The sequence below is a fragment of the Chitinophaga horti genome (assembly GCF_022867795.2).
GTDB lineage: Bacteria > Bacteroidota > Bacteroidia > Chitinophagales > Chitinophagaceae > Chitinophaga > Chitinophaga horti.
In genome coordinates, this window is record NZ_CP107006.1 from 4,577,552 (window position 1) to 4,593,236 (window position 15,685).

Sequence of the window (15,685 nt, forward strand, 5' to 3'; positions counted from 1 at the left end):
TCGGTCTTTGACTTTTTTCTTTTACGCCGGGGGCGCAGGTTCCCGGGAATTTCAAAGTGTAAGAACCGATATGGAAATCTCTCAGCTCATCCCACATGTGGAAGCCCTGATTTTTGCCGCCGACCGTCCCCTTCCGGTTACGGACATACTCGAACTGCTTAACAATGCACTGGCCTTTTTGGAAGACCGTGCTTCGCAGGAGCAGGTAGAAACCGCCATTGAAGCTATCGCTGAAAAATACCAGTCGGAGTTTTATGCCTTCGAGGTACGCGAAAGCGGCGGCGGCTACCAGTTTCTTACCAAACGCGCTTATTACCAGACCGTTGCCCAGCTCAACGGCGAAAAATACCTGAAACGTTTATCGACCGCCGCGCTGGAAACACTGGCGATCATTGCTTACAGGCAGCCGATTTCCAAAGGTGAAATAGAACATATCCGCGGCGTAAGCACGGATTACTCCATCACCAAACTGCTGGAAAAAGAACTGATCATCATATCCGGCCGCAGCGAAGACCTGCCCGGCAAACCCCTGTTATATAAAACTTCCAAGGCCTTCATGGACTATTTCGGCATCAACTCCCCCGCCGATCTGCCCAAACTGAAAGAAGTGTTCGAGGAAGAATACGTACAGCCCACCCTGATGGACCAGGCAGAAGACAGTCCGACCGCCGTACCAGTAGAAACAGAAGCCGAACTCGAAGCCGATGGACACTTCATCGTATCGGAGAACGGTGAGCTGACCGAAACGACCACCCTGATGATCGACGATTCGGTAGAGCCGCATTACGAGGCTTCCGATGAAGGCGAGGGTGATGAGGAGCCGGAGGAAATTGTAGGTGCGTCGGAAGTGGTGGAGGATGAAGTCGATGGGGAGGATGATTTGGTGAATGGAGAGGAGGACCTGGTAGTAGAAGCTGGAGTTGTGAGTGAGGCCGAAGAGGCTAACGATAGCGAATCTGAAGAAGGTGTGAGTGACGCTGAAGAAGCTGAGTCGCGAGGTGAGGGAGGTGAGGATGATCAGCGCGAGGATAATGAAGACGATGCAGATGAGGACGACGAGGAAGTAGATGAGGATAACGAAGACGATGAGGATGGCGAAGATGAAGATGATGAAGATGAGGACGAGGATGATGAAGATGAGGATAACGAAGACGATGAGGATGGCGACGATGAAGATGAGGACGAGGATGATGAAGATGAAGACGATGAAGACGATGAAGATGATGAAGATGATGAAGATGATGACGATGACAAACACTCCTCTGACAAAGACGAAGACGAAGACGAAGACGAAGACAACAACAAACCAAAGAACTAATCATAAAAGAAGCCGGTCACTACGACCGGCTTCTTCGTTTATATAGCTCTCCAATAAGAGCCATGGTAGGATGTCGCCAGGCTGCGGCTTCCAAAATTATATAACACTTATTTCTTCAACTCCACCACCGTAAGCACCGGAAAGTGATCCGACGGAAATTTGCCTACGTAAGTATCTGTCAGGATACCCCATTTATACACGCTGAACTGCGGCGTTACGAAGATGTGATCGATAACGCCTTCACCGTCCAGGTCGCGGCCGAAACCGTTGTAAGACGAGTTGTTCGCGTAAGGCACCTTCACCATGCTATATGTATCCTTAATCGATTTGGAAGTAGCAAGCAGCTGGTAAGGTTCGCTATCAGGTTTTGCGTTAAAGTCACCGGTGAGGATGGCTGGCGTTTTACCGGCGATGGCAGCGATCTTCGCGAGGATCAACTTGCTGCTTTCCCTACGGGCAACCTGGCCCTGGTGATCATAATGTACATTAAAAAAGTAGAACTTCTTTTTGCTGGCAACATCCTGCAGGTATACCCACGAACAGATGCGGTTGCAGCAGGTAGCATCCCAGCCTTTGCCAGGTTTATCGGGCGTTTCAGACAGCCAGAAGTCGCCTTTATCCAGCAGTTTAAACTTATCCTTCTTAAAGAAAATAGCAGAATGCTCGCCAGCATCCATGCCATTGTCGCGGCCCTTGCCATAACGTTCGTATGCTGGTAATGCATGCACAATATCATCCAGCTGGCTCTTAAAACCTTCCTGGGTACCGAAAATATCGAAGTCATGAAAACGCACCAGGTTAATCAGCGCCGCTTTACGATCTTTCCAAAGGTTACCGGAATCTCTCGGGTTATCAAAACGTACATTGTAAGTCGCTACATTCATCCGCTGCGCCTCGGTGTTCGATGCACAAGCCAACAGTAAAAATAAGGCAGTCAGTATTTGCTTCATAGCTTAAAGATATAATGTATTGGCAAAGTTAGCCCCGTAATATTAACGGACGGTTAAGGGAGCTGGTCACCGGCGTCTGTATCGCTATCCGGCTTTGCTTGCGTCGCACACTTCAGCTATTGCTGCACTGGCCTGGCCAGGGGCAGGAATGGTATATTTTAGTTATCTTGCCCAGCAATTTTATTACGACCTTGTTATACTTATACGCTAAATATACCTGCCGCACTGCTTTAAGCATTTTCACTAACCGCCTGCATATGCGCGGTTATGATTTTACTAAGCTGAAAGGCCCGCTGCTGCTGGCAGTTAATCACTCCGGCTCCTTCCTCGACGCCATGATATTAGGCGCGTTGTTCAATCGCGACATGTACTTCCTGGCCCGCGGCGACGCGTTCAAAAAACCCGTGGCCCGCAAACTGCTGGAGGCCCTGCACAACATTCCTATCTTCCGGTTAAGTGAAGGCAAGGAAAATATGGGACAAAACGATGAAACCTTCGAGCGCTGTCAGCAGATCTTCCGTAAGAACGGTATCGTGCTCATCTTCGCAGAAGGCCTTTGTATTCATGAATGGAAACTTCGCCCGTTAAAAAAAGGCACGGCCCGCATGGCCATCAGTGCCTGGGCTGAGGCTGACACCGCGGATTTAACTATACTGCCGATCGGCGTTAACTATAGCTCGTTCAAAGACTTTAACAGCAGCATCTACATCAATGTCGGTGATCCTATCAGCGCTAAAACGGTAGAAGCAGCAAAGGGCATGGTGAACCCTTTACAGGTAAACCGCGTACTCACCGAAAGTATGGAAGCACAAATCTTCCATTTCCCGAACGAAGACGCCACTTACGCCGCAGCGTATGCCGCCATGTTGTTCAATGCGCCTGCCACCGATAAGGACGTGCTGCATGCCATGGGCGATCAACTGCAACAAACACCAAAAGAGCGTTTATCCTTCTTTACTACGCCAGGCCACAAAGCCATCGCCTGGAACGGCGGGCAACTATTATTCTCGTTCCTGACGGCATTGGTACTGGCTATCCCGGCGCTTGCAGGCTATTTGATCAACGCACCATTCTACTATCCGGTGCGCAACTTCGCACGTAAAAAAACCAATAAAACCGTCTTCTACGGCTCCGTATTTTTAGGCTTGCTGATGATCGCTTACCTGATTTATGCATTACTGCTGTCTGCCCTTTCCTGCATCTGGCTGGGTGTTTGGGGATTACTGGGCATCGTTGCCTTACCATTATTGGGCTGGACGGTTGGCAAGTTCCGCGATGCATGGTGGCGCATCATGAACTATGGTAAACTCAAAGCGGAGGATCGCATCTACCTGAGGGGATTGTTTAAAAAGTAATATGGCCTTTCCTTCTGAAAGCATAATAGAAAAGGGGCTGACCAAACTTAATGGTCAGCCCCTTTTCATATCTTATTTCACTTTACTCCAGGCCATACAACCGATCATCCAGTTGGGCAGCGGCTTCTGTACTTTACGTTTGGTAAGGTCCAGGAACCAGCCGATCTTTTTGAGTATCGGTACTTTGTGCGTCTCAACCAGTTCGATGTAAGTACCATCCGGATCTTCCAGGTACGCGAAACGACCGGCGGCTTGTCCCATCGAGAACGAATCGGCGCTATCGATCGTGAACGGAAAGCCTGCAGCGGCGGCCTGTTGCTTCAGTTTAGCCATATCGATCACGTCGAAGCAGAGGTGAATGAAACCGAGATCACCCCAGTAACGGCCTTCGAATATTTTACGCGGCGTACGTTCCAGGCATTGCACCAGTTCGATTTCCACACCACCTAACAGGCGGCTGAAAGCGCCATTCTCTTTTCCTCTTTTACGCAGTAATACACGACGGTATTTTTCGCCGGCATACGCAGGCTGCGGCACGTCTTTAAACTGGCCGGTTACGTCGTACACCACTTCATTAATGCCGAGTACATCGCGGTACAGTTTCAACGCCTTATCGATATCACTCACACCGATCACCGCGCCGTAAACACCACCCACGTTATGCGTAGGGGCCGGATCGCGGAACCAGTCGTGGCCTTCTACGATATTAAAGTAATTGCCATGCGGGTCTGTGAGCCAGAAGTGACGGGAGCCGTGTGCGCTTTCCATGATGGCAGATACTGTAGCGTTTTCGGCCAGGTAAAAGCGATGCGCGGCATCAATGTCGTTACATTTTATTTTGGCGGCAAAGGTGCCCAGGTCGCCGAAGGATACGGCGAAATCGGCCGAAACAGGTGTTCTGCTCACATACTGCCATACTTCCATACCACCGCCGCCGGCAATGTTCAGCGTTAGCAGGGCGTGGCGGGAATGCACCTTTCCACCGGTATAAATGGTCATCAAAGGCGCGTCGGCCTTATCATCAAATACCAATACTTCCATTCCCAGGAATTTCTTGTACCAGAACTTGGACGTCTGCAGATCTTTAACGCCTACACCAATCTGTTGTACACCGGTGATACAGTCTGAAAAAGCAGTTTGTGACATATCGAGCTATTGTTTTACGAGATACAGTTATGGTTTCATGCCGGCCTTGTGCGCGATCCGATAGTAAAGGGATGGCAGCACACGTTTGATGGCGAGCAATATCTTTTCTTCTTTTGCAATTTTGATGAGTTTCTTCTTCTTTTCTGCCGCCCGCAGAATGATCTGCGCACACTTGTCGGCTGGTATACCGTTCTTTTGACCGTCATCCATTTTACCGTGTTGCTGTCCGCTGCCGGTTAATGCAGAAAGTGATATTGGCGTATTAATGCGGCCCGGACAAACGATGAGCGTATGCAAGTCTTTCACCGGCTGCTCCGTTTGGAACGTTTCAAAAAAGCCATGCAGTGCATGTTTGGCTGCCGAGTAAGCAGAGCGTAACGGGAAGCCCATCAGTCCGGCCATGCTGCTCATCACAATAATGTGCCCATGCCCCTGCTTTACAAAATGTGGTAGTAAGGCTTTGGTAAGATTTACGGCTGAAAAGAAGTTGATCTCCATGATCTGGCGATCTACCTCCGGTGCGGTATCCGTTACCGGGGAACGTTGGCTTACGCCGGCGTTGTTGATCAGTACATCCAGGCCGCCGAACAGCTGTAATGCTTCGGCCGCTTTGGGCGCGATTTGTGCGCTATCGGTGAGATCGAAACTGAGTAGTTTACAGTGCTGCGTGTATTGCAGGCACTCCTCCTGTACTTCGGCCAGCACTTCGGCGCGGCGTGCAGTAAGTATGAGTTTTGCCTGTTGTTTAGCCAGCTCCAGGGCCAGCGCCTTACCGATGCCAGAACTGGCGCCGGTAATCAGTACTATCTTATTGGAAAAATACATCGCGGCAAGTTAGCACCCTTTTTCAACATATGACGCGCTAAAACAAAAAAACCGCCCGGTCGGGCGGCTTTCTGTACCTTATTTCAATTCGGTGATATACAACTTTCTCCACTTTACTTTGATGCCACCGCCCGAGTGAATCTGCAGCGCGATCTGACCATCTCTGCTACCAATCTTTTCATCATCCAGCGTAATCATTTCCTGGCCGTTAATCCAGGTGGTAACGTTGTTACCTTTCACGCGCACTTTCATAGTATTCCATTCACCCATCTTCAGCGCCTTGTCCTTTTCTGCTTCCGGCTTAATAAGCCAACCACGACCATACGATTCGTAAATACCGCCGCTAAACATACCCGGAGGCGCTACTTCCGCCTGCCAGCCGGTGATCTTTGTACCCTCGATGGAGGAATGGAAGAACACGCCGCTGTTGCCATTGGCTTCCTGTTTAAATTCTACGGTGAGTTCAAAGTCTTTGAATTTCTTGTCGGTAGCGAGGTAGCCGTACTGTTTATCGGGTCCGCTCTCGCAGATGAGCTCTCCGTTTTCTACGTACCATTTTTCGGTACCGTACACCTGCCAACCTTTGAGGTCCTTTCCGTTAAAAAGTGATTGTTTCTTCTGGGCCTGCATGGCTCCGCTAAACAGCATAAACGCTGCAAACAGCAATGACGTGAGTTTCATACTATAAACTGATTTTTTGGAAAGGGTAAGATAGCAAATCTGCCGGAGAAATGGCAGGGAGAATGACGGGCGCGACGGTCGTAAGATGCAAAAAACAGCCTTTTCGCTAATCAATTGATAATCAACATATCTTATTTTGGTCCAAAAATACGGAAAGGGCCCGGAAAGGGCCTCGAAAGGGCATAGCGCTTACCAGGCCTGTGTTTCAATAGGGGTATTCCCCGGAAAAGCCTGTAAACAGGATGTTTCAGGCATGTTCATTTTATGCGTTCAATAAAAAGGCGCCCCGTTACGGAGCGCCTCATTGCTGATATAGACTTAAGGTTAGGTATTATCTTGCTACGTTCACGGCTCTGCGCTCGCGGATCACGGTTACTTTGATCTGGCCGGGATACTGCATCTCGGTCTGGATCTTGGTAGCGATTTCGAAGGAGAGGCGATCTGCGTCATTGTCGGTCACTTTGTCGCTTTCTACGATCACACGCAGTTCGCGGCCTGCCTGGATAGCATAAGCTTTCTCTACACCATCGTAAGCCATGGCGAGGTTTTCCAGGTCCTTAATACGCTGTAAATAGCTCTGCATGATCTCGCGGCGGGCGCCAGGGCGGGCACCGGAAATGGCGTCACAGGCCTGGATGATCGGGGAGATAACGTAAGCCATTTCCATTTCATCGTGGTGGGCGCCGATAGCGTTCACTACTGCAGGGTGTTCACCGTATTTCTCTGCCAGTTTTGCACCTAAAAGGGCATGGCTCAGTTCCGTTTCTTCATCAGGCACTTTACCAATATCGTGCAGCAGACCTGCGCGTTTGGCCAGTTTCGGGTTCAGGCCCAGCTCTGCCGCCATGATACCGCAAAGGTTGGCGGTTTCTTTGGAGTGCATCAGCAGGTTCTGACCGTAAGAGGAACGGAAACGCATTTTACCTACCATGCGCACCAGCTCTTTATGCAAACCGTGAATGCCCAGCTCGATTACTGTTCTTTCACCGATTTCCATCACCTGCTCTTCCAGCTGGCGTTTGGTTTTATCCACTACTTCTTCGATACGTGCAGGGTGGATACGACCGTCCTGTACAAGGCGTTGCAGCGACAGGCGGGCGATTTCACGACGTAATGGGTCGAAGGAAGAGAGTACAATTGCTTCAGGGGTATCGTCAACGATAAGGTCGACGCCGGTAGCCGCTTCAATCGCACGGATGTTACGACCTTCACGACCAATGATCTGACCTTTGATCTCGTCACTTTCCAGGTTAAACACCGTAATGGCGTTTTCGATGGTCTGCTCGGCAGCCGTACGCTGGATGGACTGTATAATGATTTTCTTAGCTTCCTTGTTGGCTTTCAGCTTGGCTTCTTCCACGATCTCCTGGATGTGGGCGAAGGCGGTAGAGCGGGCTTCTTCTTTCAGGCTTTCTACCAGCTGGTTGCGGGCTTCTTCTGCGGTAAGGCCGGCTACCTTTTCGAGGCGGCGGATGTGTTCTTCCTGGTGTTTTTCCAGTTCGGAACGTTTGATATTTACCAGTTCGATCTGGCGGGCCAGGTTTTCTTTGATGGCTTCGTTCTCGGCAACCTGTTTAGACAGCTGTTCGTTCTTCTGGTTCAGGCTCTGCTCTTTCTGTTTAATACGGTTTTCGCCTTCGTTCACTTTCTGGTTACGCTGCAGCACTTCTTTTTCGTGCTCTGCTTTCAGCTGGAGAAACTTCTCTTTTGCTTCGAGCATGCGGTCTTTCTTAATTGTTTCGCCTTTTATCTCTGCCTCCGATACGATCTTTTTGGCCTGAATTTCCGCCTCGTCTATTTTATGCTGGGTACTTTTTGCGAAAATGATCTTTCCGAGTCCAATACCTACACCTAGCGCCACTATTGCGGCTATTAATATATATGCGATCTCCATTTATGGTGTTTTTAGATTGTTTTTTGATTAAATCCCTTGCCACTGCTGCTTTTCAGGGTAAGGGGCCGTTAACGACCCGCGAAAATACAAAAATTTAGCAGCAAACCGCCAGAGAATGAATATTTTAGGTTCGGGAGAGAGGCTATTTCAGGCCTTCACTCAACAGATTTTCAAGATGTTGTAACTTTTCTGACAGGAAGGGGGCCACGCTGGCCTGGGCTTTTCCGCCGCTCGTAACGGGATGGGTGGCGTACATGATAAGCGCCATGGCTATATAATCCTGAATATCTTTACCGGCAAACGCCGCTTTAAATTCAACGATCTTTTCATTCACCTCCTTCATAATGCGGCGCACATCTTCCTCCTCCTCCGGCCTGATCTTAATGCGGTAAGCCCGGTCGGCCACCACAATGTTAACGGGTATCAGCTGCTCCATGTTTCAATTTTACCTGCAAGTAATTAGTGCTTGTTTGTACAATATTAACATTTTAGAGCAAATTGCCAAGCAAAATCGCATATTTCAGGAGTTCAACATGGCAATACAGCGGTCGATCTCCGCGATATAGTCATTGATCTTGCGGCGGATCTCCTTCTTAAACTCTTCGTCTTCGGCAGAAGGCGCCCCTTGTGTTACACTGGCAATCCTGGCCAGCTTCAGCTTATCTTCCAAATTACCAATGGCTTTCTGGGCCAGCGACAGTTCCTGCTCCTTCGCATCGATCTCGGCGTGAAGCAGTTCATTGTCGGACTGCACCTGCTGCAGTTTCTTCAGCAGCAGGTGCGTCTTTTCTTCAATGCGTTGTATGTGCTGTTCCAGTTCCATCGTTATTTACGGATCTCTGCTTGCAATTGTGACTCAAATGCTTTCACCAGCTTGTTCATTACGCCATCTACATCCTTGTCTGTCAACGTTTTCTGCGGGTCCTGGAAGGTGAAGCTGATGGCGTACGACTTTTTGTTCGCACCCAGCTTTTCGCTCTCGAACACGTCGAACAGGTTCACCTGCTGCAGCAGCGAGGACTTCACGCCCTTCGCAGCTTCTTCCACGGCAGCAAACTTCACCGATTTGTCCAGCACCAACGCCAGGTCGCGGCGAATGGCCGGGAATTTTGGTATCTCCACATAGAAGCGGTCGGCCTTCTGCAGGGAACCTAACACCACGTCCCAGTAAATGTCGGCATACCAAACAGGCTGCTTAATATCGAATGTTTTCAGGCGCTGGGGCGATACGCTGCCCATTACACCGATCACTTTGTTTTTCACTTTCAGTTCGAACGCCTGTTGCAGGTGCGGCACGGTAGCCTCCACAATCTGCGACAGCTCTACGCCTAACTGGCGGAACACATTGAGTACGAATCCTTTCAGGAAATAGAAATCTACCTTCTGAGACTTGTGCATCCAGTTTTCCGGCAGTTTATCGCCGGTCAGGTATAAAGCCAGGTGTTCTTTCTCTTCGTAGTTACCAACTGCTATTTGCTTGTAGGTTTTGCCGGTTTCGAAGAACAGCAGGTTTTCGTTCTTCCTGTTCAGGTTATAGGCAACGCTTTCCAAGCCCGTTTCCAACATCGACGGACGCATGGTATCCAGCTCCACGCTCAGGTTGTTCAGCATTTTCACCAGCGTTTCCTGCGTGGTGGCGTCGTAGTACTGGCTGTTCGTAATGGAGTTGGTAAAAATCTCCATAAAACCATTCGCTGCCAGGTAACTACCCACCTTCTCACGGATGCGCTCCTTGTCTGGCTGCGCCTGCACGCTCGGTGCAATGGTAATCGCTGGCGGAATCAGGATATTGTCCAGCCCATCGATGCGCATCACCTCTTCCACAATATCTGCCGGGATGGAGATGTCGGGTTTAGAGAACGGCACGGCTACACGGGCACCGGCATCATCCTTGGATAACACTTCGAAGCCCAGGCTGGTGAGTATGTTCAGTATTTTATCGACGGGGTAATTATTGCCGCTCAGGCGGTGTACGTAAGCATACGTGAAAGCCACCTCGGTTTTAGCTTTCGGCTGCGGGTATACGTCGGTTACCGGGGAGGCAATTTGTCCGCCCCCCAGTTCCGCGATCAATGCGGCGGCACGCTCCAGTACGTTTACCACGTTGCTGATGTCCACCCCTTTTTCGAAACGGGTAGCCGCGTCCGTACGTAAACCATGGCGCACTGAAGTAGCCCTTACTGTACCCGGAGCAAACCAGGCACTTTCGAGGAAGATGTCGGTAGTCGTTGCGGAAACACCAGACTTAACACCGCCAAACACGCCGGCAATACACATGCCTTCTCCTTCTCCATTACAGATCATGAGGTCACGGGCGTCCAGCTTACGTTCTTTATCATCGAGCGTAACGAAAGCTGTACCCTGTGGCAGGTTTTTCACCACCACTTTACCTCCTTTGATCGCCGCCACATCGAATGCATGCAGGGGCTGGCCGGTTTCGTGCAGTACGAAGTTGGTGATATCTACTATATTATTGATCGGGCGAACGCCGATGGCCAGCAGGCGATTCTTGAGCCATTCAGGCGAATCCGCCACCTTAATACCCGAAATGAGTACACCGCTATAACGGGGACAATCGGCCTGGTTTTCCACTTCCACCATAATATGTGCGGGAGCAGGAAAAGTGGCCAGGTCACGCGCAGGCGCAGCCGCTACTTCCGCCAGTTTATTGGTGAAAGATGCGCCTTCCGGCCACGCTGCCGGTAGTACGATTTTATGCTTGTCTGTGTTTTCGTGATTGTTCAGCCAGGCGCATACGTCGCGAGCAACGCCCATATGGCTCATTGCATCCATGCGGTTAGGTGTGAGGCCAATCTCGAAGATCATGTCCTGCACTGGTTTAAACACCTCACGGGCAGGCGTACCCGGCACCAGGGATGGATCTAATACCAGGATGCCGTCATGGCTGGTACCCAGACCAATTTCGTCTTCGGCGCAGATCATACCGTTGCTTTCTTCACCACGGATCTTGGCCTTTTTCATGGTCAGCGGCTCGCCGCTGAGCGGGTAAATGGTTGTACCAATGGGGGCTACAACCACCTTTTGGCCTACCGCCACGTTAGGGGCACCGCATACGATGCCTAACGGTTCCGCACCACCTATATTTACCTGGGTTATACGCAGTTTATCCGCGTTAGGGTGTTTTTCCACATGCAACACCTCTCCTATTACCAGCCCTTCGAGGCTGCCTTTAACACTTTCGAAAGCTTCCAGGCTTTCTACTTCCAGTCCGATAGACGTGAGGATGGTAGAAAGTTGTTCCGGGGCAGGCTTTACCGGTAAATATTCACATAACCAATTGTACGAGATTGTCATTTGTAGTTGTCTGTATACAGGCGACTTAGCTCGCGCTGCTTTTTAAAATTTTTGATAATCGATGTAATGTCGCATCTTTGCGCCCCTTTGAGTCGCTCCGCGCCGCGTAAAGTTAACAAATAAGCTTTTGCGGCCCAGCGTTTTTTAGTGAGCAATTTCCGTAAATTCTTTTTGCACAGGTAATGTTTATAAAGGACATTTGTAAGGGGATTACTGACGCTCTTTGTGGATAACCGTAGGCGCAATGGTGGATAACCCGTGTTTTGCTGTGGTATAGCGTGTTCGTTTCGCACGAATAACTTTAGTCAGGTTGCAAACTTGATTAAATGAAAAAAGCCTTTACCTTAGTCGACCCGGCTCCAAAAAATTTACAATTTGTTAATTGTGCCACTACAGAACAAACAGAAATGCAAAAATTGTAAGCCAAAGCAGCGGACTACAGTAACGAGCTTTTATTAACACATTTTAAGCCCACGCGATAAATGGACGTCAATCTTAAGAAGGACAGGAATTTCAGGAAGAAACCATCGGTCGATCTCTCCACTATGGTCTACGGCAAGATTCCTCCCCAGTCGAAAGAACTGGAGGAAGCAGTGCTGGGAGCCCTCATGCTTGAAAAAGGAGCGTTCGATACGGTGATCGAGATCCTGAAGCCTGACTGCTTTTACGTGGATGCGCACCAGCGGATCTTTTCCAGCATGTTAAGGCTGGCTGGTAAGTCCATGCCCGTTGACATCCTCACCGTGGTGGAAGAATTAAAGTCTTCCGGCGAGCTGGAGCAGGTGGGCGGTCCGTTCTTCGTGACCAGGCTTACCAACATGGTAGTATCCTCTGCCAACATCGAAGCGCATGCGCGTATCGTACTGCAGAAGTTCATCCAGCGCGAGCTGATCCGCATCTCCGGAGAAATTCTCTCCGAGTCCTATGAGGATACGGCCGACGTGTTCGACCTGCTGGACTCAGCCGAATCTAAATTATTCGAAATCACTAATAACCACCTTCGCAAGAACTACGACTCCATCGATAAGATATTGGTGAATACCATTAAACGTATCGAGGACCTCCGTAACAAAGGCGAGGAAATGACAGGGGTGCCTTCCGGCTTCCCGACGTTGGATAAGATCACTTACGGATGGCAGCCAACCGATTTGATCATCCTGGCAGCACGTCCCGCGGTGGGTAAAACCGCGTTCGCGTTGAACCTGGCCAGGAACGCAGCCCTTCACCCCACACACGGCAAAGGCTCTGCGATTTTCTCGCTGGAGATGTCGTCCGGACAGCTGGTACAACGTATCCTTTCCGCAGAATCTGAAATCAAACTGGAAAAGATCACCCGTGGTAAGCTGGACGAAACCGAGATGCGCATCCTGATGACACGTGGTATCGAACGCCTGGCGAAAGCACCGATCTTTATCGATGATACGCCTTCGCTGAACATCTTCGAGCTGCGCGCCAAGTGCAGAAGGCTGGTACACAATAATGGCGTAGGTATCGTAATCATCGACTACCTGCAGCTGATGAGCGGTAGCGCCGACGGCAAGAACAGCAACCGTGAGCAGGAGATCTCCAAGATCTCCCGCGACCTGAAAGGTATGGCGAAGGAACTGCACGTACCGGTAATCGCACTGTCGCAGTTGAGTCGTGATGTGGAGAAACGTAAAGACGGTAACAAGATGCCGCAGCTGAGTGACCTTCGTGAATCGGGTGCGATCGAGCAGGATGCGGACATGGTATTGTTCCTTTACCGTCCCGAATACTACGAGATCACCACCAACGAAATGGGCGAATCCAACAAAGGTGAAACCCACGTGCGTATAGCCAAACACCGTAACGGTCAGCTCGACACCGTTAAACTCCGCGCCATCCTGGAGTTCCAGCGTTTTGAGGACGATGGTCCTGTAGACGGTTTCGGCGGCGGCGCACCAGGCGGTGGCGGCAACTCTTTCGCAGGCATGCGTGGCAATCCTACCGATGAAGCAAAACTTTATATCCAGAAGGGATCGAAGATGAATGATATGGATTTCGAAGATGAAACCTTTGGCGATGCGCCGTTCTAACTGAACGCACCAAGACATTACCAGGCCAGCATCTTCTCCGGATGCTGGCTTTTTTTATGGCAATTATTTATGAGAAAAAATGAGACGGATTTATTACAAGTACCGGGAACATTATAAAGACAATTTCTTTTTAGCCTATCCCGTTGTTATCTCCCAATTAGGGCACACCCTCGTGGGCCTTTCTGACAGCCTGATCATCGGCCACACCGGTAAAGTACCGCTGGCAGCCGTATCATTAGGCAACAGCATGTTCACCACCTTTTTGGTGTGCGGTATTGGTATGTCGTACGGCTTAACGCCACTGATCGCACAGGCCAACGGCCGCGGCGACCGCGACTCGTGCGGACACTTGCTCGGGCATAGTTTACTGGTAAACATTCTTACCGGCATCCTCCTTTGCGGCGTGATATTACTGGGCGCGCACTTTATCGGGTACATGGGCCAGGAGGCAGGCGTGGCTGCACAAGCAAAACCCTTCCTGGTATTCCTCGCCGTATCGATGATACCCCTGATGGTGTATCTCACTTTTAAACAATTTGCAGAAGGCCTCGGCTTTACCAAACAGGCGATGAACATCAGTATCGCCGGTAACCTGTTGAACATTTTCATCGGTGTAACGCTGGTATTCGGCTGGTTTGGTTTCCCGAAAATGGGCGTACTCGGTGTGGGCATTGCTACCTTAACCGACAGGATACTGATGGGCATCACCATGGCCTGGTATGTACTGAAAGCAAAGCATTTTAAGCCCTACCTGACCACCTTCCGCTCTGGCGGATACGACTGGGCGTCCATCCGGAAAATCACCCGTATTGGCACCCCGATCGCGCTGCAAGGTGTATTCGAAGTAAGCGCCTTTGGCGGAGCGGCTATTCTCGTGGGATGGATTGGCGCAGCGGAACTGGCGGCACACCAGATCGCGATCTCACTGGCGTCTATGACGTACATGATGGCCAGCGGCGTTTCTTCCGCAGCCGGTATTCGCAGCGGTAATAATTTAGGCAGAAAAGACTTCACTGGGCTTCGTCACAGCGCGATTGCCAGTTACCACATGGTGTTAGTGCTAATGAGCGTTACCGCGTTGTTTTTCCTGATTTTTTGCCAGGTATTGCCGTCGTTCTACATCAGCGATCCCGGTGTCATTGCGATCGCCGCACAGTTGATCGTGATCGGCATTCTTCCAGCTGTTCGATGGTACACAGGTAGTCGGATTGGGTGTGTTACGCGGACTGGGAGATGTGCAGTTGCCTACGATCATTACCTTCCTGGCATACTGGGTACTTGGTTTGCCGGTAGCATGGCTGCTCGGCTTTACCTTAGGCTATGGTGTACAGGGCGTCTGGTGGGGACTTTCCATCGGATTGATGGTCGCATCGATATTGCTGTTCTTCCGTTTTCATTACAAAACAAAAAAACTGGAAGCAACCGCTTAATTTTGCCGCATGCATATCTTTTACGCAAAGGGATTAACACCTACACAGCCATCTTATACGATGGACGAGCCTACATCCAAGTACTGCATACAAGTGCTGCGCATGGAGAGAGGCGGGCGTGTTTTGCTGGCAGATGGTTCCGGCAATAAGTACGAAGCTGTTATTGCGGACGACAATCGCAAAAAATGTGTGCTGAACATCGATAGTGTATCGGCAGTGCCCGCGCCGCCTTGCATGCTGCATATTGCGATCGCGTTCACGAAAAATGTATCGCGTATGGAGTGGTTCCTGGAAAAGGCGGTGGAGATCGGCATTACGCACATCACACCAATCGTTACTACGCGTACAGAAAGAGAAAAATTTAAGGCAGAACGTTTTGAAAATATACTCGTATCGGCCATGCTCCAGTCGCAGCAATTCTTTTTGCCGCAGCTGTCGGAACCGGTAGCGTTCGATAAACTGGTGGCAGGCGGCTTGCCGCAACAGGCGTTTATTGCACACTGCCTGCCGGAAAGTAAAACACATTTACTCGATGCGGCAAAACCCGGCAACGATGCGATGCTGCTTATTGGTCCGGAGGGAGACTTTACGCCTGAAGAAATTACGGATGCACTGTCGCGCGGTTTTATTCCGGTGTCGCTGGGTAATACCCGGTTACGCACAGAAACGGCTGGTATGGTCGGCGCTACGCTGCTGGCCGCGGCCAACCGCTAA

Annotated in this window: 13 protein-coding genes; 5 read left to right on the plus strand and 8 right to left on the minus strand. The window is 50.3% G+C overall.

Going from position 1 to position 15,685, the window contains the following annotated elements; genetic code table 11:
- Window positions 1-70 precede the first annotated feature (70 nt).
- A complete protein-coding gene (gene scpB, locus MKQ68_RS18385; RefSeq protein ID WP_264280390.1) occupies window positions 71-1,318 on the plus strand; it encodes an SMC-Scp complex subunit ScpB in 1,248 nt (415 codons plus the stop codon).
- 107 nt (window positions 1,319-1,425) lie between these two features.
- Here scpB and MKQ68_RS18390 read toward each other — a convergent pair whose 3' ends face one another.
- Window positions 1,426-2,268 (minus strand): endonuclease/exonuclease/phosphatase family protein, encoded by an 843-nt coding sequence (locus MKQ68_RS18390; protein WP_264280391.1) that lies wholly within the window; start codon window positions 2,266-2,268, stop codon window positions 1,426-1,428.
- Between the two features lie 257 nt (window positions 2,269-2,525).
- On the opposite strand from MKQ68_RS18390, the gene MKQ68_RS18395 reads away from it, so the two are divergent.
- Window positions 2,526-3,623 carry a 1-acyl-sn-glycerol-3-phosphate acyltransferase gene (locus MKQ68_RS18395; protein WP_264280392.1) on the plus strand — a complete coding sequence of 366 codons (1,098 nt, stop codon included), beginning with the start codon at window positions 2,526-2,528 and terminating at the stop codon, window positions 3,621-3,623.
- Window positions 3,624-3,695: 72 nt separating this feature from the next.
- Here MKQ68_RS18395 and MKQ68_RS18400 read toward each other — a convergent pair whose 3' ends face one another.
- The 7 genes from MKQ68_RS18400 to pheT form a co-directional block, all read right to left on the minus strand.
- The gene (locus MKQ68_RS18400; RefSeq protein ID WP_264280393.1) at window positions 3,696-4,769 is read right to left on the minus strand and encodes a VOC family protein; all 1,074 of its coding nucleotides are present in this window, start codon (window positions 4,767-4,769) and stop codon (window positions 3,696-3,698) included.
- 27 nt (window positions 4,770-4,796) lie between these two features.
- Window positions 4,797-5,594: an SDR family oxidoreductase gene (locus MKQ68_RS18405; RefSeq protein WP_244842277.1), complete on the minus strand. Its 798-nt coding sequence runs from the start codon at window positions 5,592-5,594 to the stop codon at window positions 4,797-4,799.
- A 78-nt stretch (window positions 5,595-5,672) separates the two neighbouring features.
- Window positions 5,673-6,275, minus strand: coding sequence for a 3-keto-disaccharide hydrolase (locus MKQ68_RS18410; protein ID WP_264280394.1), 603 nt, complete (start codon window positions 6,273-6,275; stop codon window positions 5,673-5,675).
- A gap of 331 nt (window positions 6,276-6,606) precedes the next feature.
- Window positions 6,607-8,169: a ribonuclease Y gene (gene rny, locus MKQ68_RS18415; RefSeq protein WP_264280395.1), complete on the minus strand. Its 1,563-nt coding sequence runs from the start codon at window positions 8,167-8,169 to the stop codon at window positions 6,607-6,609.
- Window positions 8,170-8,311: 142 nt separating this feature from the next.
- Window positions 8,312-8,605 carry a cell division protein ZapA gene (locus tag MKQ68_RS18420; protein WP_244842281.1) on the minus strand — a complete coding sequence of 98 codons (294 nt, stop codon included), beginning with the start codon at window positions 8,603-8,605 and terminating at the stop codon, window positions 8,312-8,314.
- A gap of 84 nt (window positions 8,606-8,689) precedes the next feature.
- On the minus strand, window positions 8,690-8,992 hold the full coding sequence (locus MKQ68_RS18425; RefSeq protein WP_264280396.1) for a hypothetical protein: 303 nt from the start codon (window positions 8,990-8,992) through the stop codon (window positions 8,690-8,692).
- Window positions 8,993-8,994: 2 nt separating this feature from the next.
- Window positions 8,995-11,484, minus strand: a complete 2,490-nt coding sequence (gene pheT / locus MKQ68_RS18430) for a phenylalanine--tRNA ligase subunit beta (protein WP_264280397.1) — start codon at window positions 11,482-11,484, stop codon at window positions 8,995-8,997.
- Window positions 11,485-11,966: 482 nt separating this feature from the next.
- On the opposite strand from pheT, the gene dnaB reads away from it, so the two are divergent.
- The 3 genes from dnaB (at window position 11,967) to MKQ68_RS18445 (ending at window position 15,685) form a co-directional block, all read left to right on the plus strand.
- A complete protein-coding gene (gene dnaB, locus MKQ68_RS18435) occupies window positions 11,967-13,541 on the plus strand; it encodes a replicative DNA helicase (RefSeq protein WP_264280398.1) in 1,575 nt (524 codons plus the stop codon).
- A gap of 79 nt (window positions 13,542-13,620) precedes the next feature.
- A complete protein-coding gene (locus MKQ68_RS18440) occupies window positions 13,621-15,120 on the plus strand; it encodes an MATE family efflux transporter (RefSeq protein ID WP_264280399.1) in 1,500 nt (499 codons plus the stop codon).
- The gene (locus MKQ68_RS18445; RefSeq protein WP_264280400.1) at window positions 15,032-15,685 is read left to right on the plus strand and encodes an RsmE family RNA methyltransferase; all 654 of its coding nucleotides are present in this window, start codon (window positions 15,032-15,034) and stop codon (window positions 15,683-15,685) included. The genes MKQ68_RS18440 and MKQ68_RS18445 overlap by 89 nt, the downstream gene beginning before the upstream one ends.

What these genes read in the sequence shown, in the direction of transcription:
- scpB (WP_264280390.1), top strand. Translation starts at nt 71, where the DNA reads ATGGAAATCTCTCAGCTCATCCCACATGTGGAAGCCCTGATTTTTGCC.
- MKQ68_RS18390 (WP_264280391.1), bottom strand. Translation starts at nt 2,268, where the DNA reads ATGAAGCAAATACTGACTGCCTTATTTTTACTGTTGGCTTGTGCATCG.
- MKQ68_RS18395 (WP_264280392.1), top strand. Translation starts at nt 2,526, where the DNA reads ATGCGCGGTTATGATTTTACTAAGCTGAAAGGCCCGCTGCTGCTGGCA.
- MKQ68_RS18400 (WP_264280393.1), bottom strand. Translation starts at nt 4,769, where the DNA reads ATGTCACAAACTGCTTTTTCAGACTGTATCACCGGTGTACAACAGATT.
- MKQ68_RS18405 (WP_244842277.1), bottom strand. Translation starts at nt 5,594, where the DNA reads ATGTATTTTTCCAATAAGATAGTACTGATTACCGGCGCCAGTTCTGGC.
- MKQ68_RS18410 (WP_264280394.1), bottom strand. Translation starts at nt 6,275, where the DNA reads ATGAAACTCACGTCATTGCTGTTTGCAGCGTTTATGCTGTTTAGCGGA.
- rny (WP_264280395.1), bottom strand. Translation starts at nt 8,169, where the DNA reads ATGGAGATCGCATATATATTAATAGCCGCAATAGTGGCGCTAGGTGTA.
- MKQ68_RS18420 (WP_244842281.1), bottom strand. Translation starts at nt 8,605, where the DNA reads ATGGAGCAGCTGATACCCGTTAACATTGTGGTGGCCGACCGGGCTTAC.
- MKQ68_RS18425 (WP_264280396.1), bottom strand. Translation starts at nt 8,992, where the DNA reads ATGGAACTGGAACAGCACATACAACGCATTGAAGAAAAGACGCACCTG.
- pheT (WP_264280397.1), bottom strand. Translation starts at nt 11,484, where the DNA reads ATGACAATCTCGTACAATTGGTTATGTGAATATTTACCGGTAAAGCCT.
- dnaB (WP_264280398.1), top strand. Translation starts at nt 11,967, where the DNA reads ATGGACGTCAATCTTAAGAAGGACAGGAATTTCAGGAAGAAACCATCG.
- MKQ68_RS18440 (WP_264280399.1), top strand. Translation starts at nt 13,621, where the DNA reads ATGAGACGGATTTATTACAAGTACCGGGAACATTATAAAGACAATTTC.
- MKQ68_RS18445 (WP_264280400.1), top strand. Translation starts at nt 15,032, where the DNA reads ATGGACGAGCCTACATCCAAGTACTGCATACAAGTGCTGCGCATGGAG.